This window comes from Ferruginibacter sp., from assembly GCF_031391665.1.
Lineage (GTDB): Bacteria > Bacteroidota > Bacteroidia > Chitinophagales > Chitinophagaceae > Ferruginibacter.
In genome coordinates this window covers 1-7,163 of the sequence record NZ_JANMUN010000055.1, presented here as the reverse complement: position 1 = coordinate 7,163, position 7,163 = coordinate 1, and the positions used below count along the sequence as shown (strand labels likewise).

The 7,163-nt window shown below is 36.1% G+C and carries 4 protein-coding genes; all 4 read left to right on the top strand.

The window, feature by feature from the left end; genetic code table 11:
* The coding region (locus ACY651_RS04115) for a response regulator (protein ID WP_462249986.1) at window positions 1-4,048 on the top strand (4,048 nt) is incomplete at its 5' end.
* A gap of 5 nt (window positions 4,049-4,053) precedes the next feature.
* On the top strand, window positions 4,054-5,286 hold the full coding sequence (locus tag ACY651_RS04110; protein ID WP_462249984.1) for a sensor histidine kinase: 1,233 nt from the start codon (window positions 4,054-4,056) through the stop codon (window positions 5,284-5,286).
* A gap of 38 nt (window positions 5,287-5,324) precedes the next feature.
* Entirely contained in the window at window positions 5,325-6,761 is a 1,437-nt protein-coding gene (locus tag ACY651_RS04105; RefSeq protein ID WP_462249982.1) for a two-component system sensor histidine kinase NtrB, read from the top strand.
* A gap of 86 nt (window positions 6,762-6,847) precedes the next feature.
* A partial coding sequence (locus tag ACY651_RS04100; RefSeq protein WP_462249980.1) for a response regulator occupies window positions 6,848-7,163 on the top strand: 316 nt, incomplete at its 3' end.

Sequence of the window (7,163 nt, the reverse complement as noted above, 5' to 3'; positions counted from 1 at the left end):
TGCGGAAGTAACAACAGCGGTGGCGAAAGGTGACTTATCTAGAAAAATTACAGTGGATGTAAAAGGAGAGATTCTTGAGTTGAAAGATACTATCAATACCATGGTGGATCAGTTGAATTCATTTGGTAGTGAGGTAACACGTGTGGCAAGGGAAGTAGGTAGTGAAGGTAAGTTGGGTGGACAAGCCGACGTACCGGGTGTTGCAGGAACATGGAAAGATTTAACTGACTCTGTAAACCAGATGGCTGGTAACCTTACCGCACAGGTAAGAAATATTGCAGAGGTTGCCATTGCGGTGGCTAATGGTGATATGAGTAAAAAAATTACAGTGGATGTTCGTGGTGAAATTTTGCAGTTGAAAGAAACATTGAATACCATGGTGGATCAGCTTCGTGCATTCGCATCAGAAGTAACCCGTGTAGCCCGTGAAGTTGGTACCGATGGAAAGTTAGGTGGACAAGCATTTGTACCGGGTGTTGCAGGAACCTGGAAAGATTTAACTGACTCCGTAAATCAAATGACGGGTAACCTTACTGCACAGGTGCGTAACATTGCCGAGGTAACAAAAGCGGTGGCATCAGGCGATCTTTCTAAAACAGTTGCTATTGATGTTAAAGGAGAAATTCTTGATTTAAAAAATACCATCAACACAATGGTGGAACAATTAAATTCTTTTGCATTTGAAGTAACACGTGTTGCAAGAGAAGTAGGTACTGAAGGTAAATTGGGTGGGCAGGCAGAAGTAAGAGGTGTTGGTGGTACATGGAAAGATTTGACGGATTCTGTAAACATGATGGCATCCAATCTTACCAACCAGGTTCGTGGTATTGCAAAAGTAGTAACGGCAGTGGCTACCGGAAATCTAAAACAAAAATTGGCTATTGTATCAAGAGGTGAAGTGGCGCAATTGATTGACACGATCAATGAAATGATTGATACGCTGGCCTTGTTTGCCGACCAGGTAACCACTGTGGCAAGAGAAGTGGGAGTAGATGGACAGTTGGGCGGACAGGCAAGTGTTCCCGGTGCATCGGGCATTTGGAAAAACTTAACAGAGAACGTAAACCAGTTAGCGCAAAATCTAACTACACAGGTTCGTTCTATTTCTGAAGTGGCATCGGCAGTAACAAAAGGTGACCTAACAAGAACAATCAGGGTAGAAGCAAAAGGTGAGGTGGAAGCATTGAAAGATACCATCAACCAGATGATCGCCAACTTAAAAGAAACAACCCTACTAAACCAGGAGCAGGATTGGTTAAAATCGAATTTGGCAAAGTTTACACAAATGCTGCAGGGGCAAAGAGATTTAAAAACTGTAACACAACGTATTCTTTCCGAATTGGCGCAGGTGGTAATTGCACACTGGGGTGCATTTTATATTTTAAAACAGGATGAAGAAACTCAAAATGTAAAACTCAGTTTGTTTTCTGCTTATGGTTATAAAACAGAAAAAAATCTCCCAGCAGAATTTGCCATTGGCGAAGGTTTAGTAGGGCAAGTGGCTTTTGAAAAAGAAAGAATTATATTATCCAACGTTCCCTCTAATTATATAAAAATTAATTCAGGTTTAGGTAAAGCAAAACCTTCTAACTTAATTATTCTACCGGTTTTGTTTGAGAATAAAGTAAAAGCTGTAATTGAATTAGCATCGCTTGACAACTTTAGTCAAACGCATCTGGATTTTTTAAGTCAGCTTACGGAAAGTATAGGTATTGTATTAAACACCATTGAAGCCAACTCACGTACAGAAGAATTATTAACGCAATCGCAATCTCTTGCAGGAGAATTAAAAATTCAGCAGGAAGAATTGAGCCGTACTAACGACGAACTGCAGGATAAAGCCTTACTTCTTGTAAAACAAAAAAATGAAGTGGAAGATAAGAACAGGGAGGTGGAAGATGCAAGACGTTCGCTGGAAGAAAAGGCTGAACAGTTGCAATTAACTTCAAAATATAAGTCGGAGTTTTTAGCAAACATGAGCCATGAATTAAGAACACCGCTAAACAGCTTACTCATTCTTGCACAACAATTATACGAAAATGCCGAAGGTAATTTAAATGATAAACAAATTCGTTATGCAAAAACCATTCACTCATGCGGTGATGATTTGATACAGTTGATCAATGACATTCTTGATTTGTCTAAAATTGAATCTGGTTTTATTTCAGCCAATATTTCGCCGGTAAGATTTGCAGAAATTGCAACGTTTGTAGAAACTACTTTCAAACCTATATCCGAAGCAAAGCATTTGCGGTTTACTATCGAAACCGATCAGCAGTTACCGGTAACTATGGAAACAGATCTGCAAAGGCTTAACCAGATATTGAAAAATCTTTTATCCAACTCCTTTAAGTTTACAGAGAAAGGTGAAGTAAAATTAAAAATTTACGAAGCACAACGCAACTGGAAGCAAAGTAACAGCAACTTAGATGCTGCAAAACGTGTGGTGGCTTTTGCCATCAGCGATACAGGTATTGGTATTCCGCAGGAAAAACAAAATATTATTTTCGAAGCCTTTCAGCAGGCAGAAGGCAGTACCAGCCGTAAATATGGTGGTACAGGATTGGGGCTATCTATCAGCCGTGGCCTTGCCGAATTATTAGGCGGCAGTATAGAACTGGAAAGTAATTTATCGCATGGCAGCACCTTCACTTTATTTTTACCTGTAGAGAGTGTAACCGGCGTTATAACCAAAGAAGCTTCGGGCAATTTAAGTGCCTTACATCAATTTAAATTAGGAGAAGATAAAGGAGAAATTGATACGCTGTTAAATTCTATCAGGGTAACCAGTGGCGGTAGCGAAACACAAAATCTAAGTATTGTTAACGAAATGATTAACGATACCGGTGATGACAGAACAAATATTTTGCCTACCGATAAAGTGTTATTAATTGTAGAAGATGATTTACGCTTTGGTAAAATAATGATTGAAAAGGCACACCAGAATAACATGAAAGCTATTGTGGCAATAAGTTATATTGAAGTGTTTGATTTTATTAACCGCTTTACACCTGCGGCCATTTCGCTTGATGTAAAATTGCCTGATACCAGCGGATGGAAAGTGCTGGATATGCTTAAGAACGATTTAAATTACCGCCACATTCCTATTTACTTAGTATCTGGAGAAGAGAACAGGAACCTTGCTTTAAAAAGAGGTGCCCGAAATTTTTTATTGAAACCATTAGACAATGAAACTTTGAATGAATTATTCGAAGACATTCTTTTTGTAAGTAAAAAAACTGCAAAAAATGTATTACTGGTAGAAGATAATGAAATTGATTCTTCACAAATTGCCAAAATGATTTCGTTTAGTAATATAAATGTAAGTATTGCCGATACAGGAAAAAAAGCAATTGAAAACCTCACCAATAATGAGTATGATTCTATTATCCTGGACTATACTATGCCGGATATTGCTGGAATAGAACTGGTAAATAAGGTAGGCGAGTTAAAGAAAAAAATTACTCCCGTAATTATTTATTCTGCAAAAGATTTTAATAAGGCCGAACTCAGCCATATTAACCGGACTTCCAATACCATTTTATTAAAAGGGGTTAACTCCCTTGAGAATTTAATGGAAGAAGCTATTGTGCACATGCACCTCAATCATAAAGAACTTCCACCGGATAAGCAACGGATTATTGAAGGCATCAGGATTAAAAACGATATCCTTACCGGTAAAAATATTTTGGTAGTAGATGATGATGTAAGAAATCTTTTTGCATTAACTACTGTATTTGAAAGATTAAGCATTAATGCGCTTACTGCCGAAAGTGGTAAGGAAGCGATTGAAGTAATTACCACCGATAGCCCAAAGATTGATATGGTACTGATGGATATTATGATGCCCGAAATGGATGGCTATGAAACCATACAAAAAATAAGACGGGAACATAAAAACAGCACTTTACCCATTATTGCCGTTACTGCAAAAGCAATGAAAGGAGACAGGCAAAAATGTATTGAAGCCGGCGCTTCTGATTATATCACTAAACCTTTAAAAATTGATCAGCTGCTTTCGTTAATGCGTATCTGGTTTTACAAATAAAATACATGAAAAAGAAAATTCTTTTGGTTGATGACCGGCCGGATAATTTGCTTTCGATGGAAGCTATACTGGAACCAGATGGCTACGAATTAATAAAAGCAGCATCGGGAAGAGATGCATTAAAAATTTTGTTAACCGAATTTGATTTTGCATTGATATTAATGGATGTAAAAATGCCCAATCTTAATGGCTTTGAAACAGCTGAATTAATTTATGAAAGAGAAAAACTAAAACACATTCCCATAGTTTTTATTACTGCAAATAATTATGGCGAAGAAAATATGTTTAAAGGATACCGTACAGGAGCAGTAGATTATATTTATAAACCCATTAACCCCGAATTGCTCCGTACTAAAGTAAGTGTATTTGTAGATCTATATACAAAAAACCATCAGCTGGTTGCACAGGAAAAAAAATTAATGGCTATTAATAAAAGCCTGGAGAATGAAATTAACGAAAGAAAAATTTCGGAAGATCAAATAAGGGAACTTAACAGAAAATTGCAAGATAATATTGATCACCTGGAAACCGCTAATAAAGACTTGGATCGTTTTGCCTTTATGTCTTCACACGATTTGCAGGAGCCTTTAAGAAAAATAAGAACCTTTACCGACCTTTTGTACACCAAGTACAAAAGCTTGTTTGATGATGATGCAATAAAATATATCAGCCGTATTCAAAATGCAGCGGAACGTATGCAGGCATTGATAAAAGATATTCTTGAATTCTCTCAGCTATCAAACGATAACAGCCGTTTTATTAATACAGATTTAAATGTGCTGGTAAAGGAAGTAATTGCAGATAAAGAAGTATTGATGCTGGAAAAAAAAGCAGTTATTAATGTTAAAACACTGCCTTCATTGAATGTGAATCCCGGCCTTATGAGGCCACTTTTTTCAAATTTAATTGGCAATGCAATAAAATATCGGAAAAAAGATGTTGACCCTGTTATAAATATTTATGCGGAGCAACTGGAGGGAAATAATAATGGAAACAGTGATAGAAAATTTTGCAGAATTTTTATACAGGATAATGGTATTGGGTTCGATCAAAAATATGCGGAACAAATATTTGAAATGTTTACACGCCTGCATGGCAACAGCCAGTACCAGGGAACAGGGATTGGCCTGGCATTATGCAAACAAATTGTTGAAAAGCATAATGGTTTTATTTCGGCATTAAGTAAAGAAAACGAAGGAGCAACTTTTATTATTTCATTTCCTGTTAAAAAGGCCTGATTTTATTATTTTAAAATATATTTTAAATACAAGCAGTTATGAAAAATTTTGAGGTACGCATTTTAATAATTGACGACGACGAAGGCGATTTTTATATAATAAACGAGTATTTAAAAAATATTGCAGGCCAGCAATTTACAATAGACTGGTGCAGCATATACAGCGATGCAGAAAAATTAATTTGCGAAGGCAAATACGATTTATACATGATAGATTATTTTTTGGGGGCAAAAACAGGATTAGACCTTATACAGAGTTCAATAAAAAATAATTGCGAAGAACCTTTTATATTACTTACAGGTAATGGTAACCGGTCTATAGAAATTCAGGCAATAGAATCCGGGGCGGTAGATTACCTTATAAAAGGCGAGCTGAGTATTGAAAAATTGGAAAGATGTATCCGGTATTCATTAGACAGGGCCTCATCAATGAAAGCACTTAGAGCAAGTGAAAGAAAATTCAGGAATATTTTTGAACGGTCTAAAGATTTTGTATTTGTAGCCGATGAAGAATTGCTTTTTACAGAAGTAAACGATGCCTCTTTCAAATTGTTTGCGTACAGCAGAACTGAATTGCTTTCTAAAAATCTTTTTTCGCTTCTTACCAATAAAATAGAAGCTGGTATAATTAAAAAGCAGTTGGAAGATGATGAAGATGTTTCCGATAAAGAAGTAGAGATGATTGCCAAAACAGGCGAAAAAAAATATTGTATTCTCACCCTTTCAAAAGAAACAGACATTAGGGGAGATAAATATATCCAGGGCATTATACACGATATTACAGCCTTAAAAAAGGCAGAAAAATCAACGTTACTGCTCGAAAAAGTTGGTTTGGCTAACCGGCTGGTGAGGATGATGGCGCATGAAGTAAGAAATCCTTTAAATAATATAATGTTATCGGCAGAGGAACTGCATCAGGATCTGGGTGATGAAGAACATAAGATTTGTCTCGACATAATAAACAGGAACAGTAAACGAATTGAAGGCCTTATTGCTGAATTGGTAAATTCATCTAAAGACAACCATGTAACAGTTGAAAAAAAATCATTGCAATCCATATTGGACGAAGCCTTGAATCATGCAATTGACAGAATTAAACTGCGGCACATTGATCTGAAAAAAGATTACGTTTCGGATCCTGCATGGATCATGGCGGATAATGAAAAATTGAAAATTGCCTTTCTTAATATTATAATAAATGCGGTAGAAGCAATGAGTGAAAATGAAGGCAAATTATTTATAGCAGTAAAACAACAGAATGGACAGTATATCGTAGCCATAGAAGATAACGGGCATGGTATAAACGACGAAAACATGTCGAGACTTTTTGAACCTTATTTTACATCAAAGCAAAATGGTATGGGGCTTGGGCTGGCTTCTACTTTAAACATCCTGCAATCTCATAACGCCTCCGTTGATGTGCAATCTAAAATAAACCATGGAACAGTTTTTAAATTATTTTTTAATAAGGCATAATCAGCTGCCAAAAAATAATTGTTAATTAATATAACGGTAAATGTAAATTACTACACTATATTTGTTAATGAAGCCAAAAACTAACTGTGGAAAACAATAAAATTTTTTTTATTGCCGATGATGATCCTGATGACCAAGAATTATTTATAGAAGCATTAAAAGGCATTGATAAGTTTTGTAAATGTGTAACGGCTTTTAATGGCCAGGAAGCATTGCAGATACTTTTAAAAGGGATGCTTACATTACCCGATTTTATTTTTTTAGATTTGAATATGCCCCGGATGAATGGTAAGCAATGCCTTGCCGAAATAAAAAAGGATCGTACACTCCAAAATATTCCCGTAATTATTTATTCTACTTCTTCCGATAAAAAGGACATTGAAGAAACTATGCAGTTAGGTG

Coding starts and splice junctions, on each gene's coding strand:
- ACY651_RS04110 (WP_462249984.1), top strand. CDS start 4,054: ATGAAAAAGAAAATTCTTTTGGTTGATGACCGGCCGGATAATTTGCTT.
- ACY651_RS04105 (WP_462249982.1), top strand. CDS start 5,325: ATGAAAAATTTTGAGGTACGCATTTTAATAATTGACGACGACGAAGGC.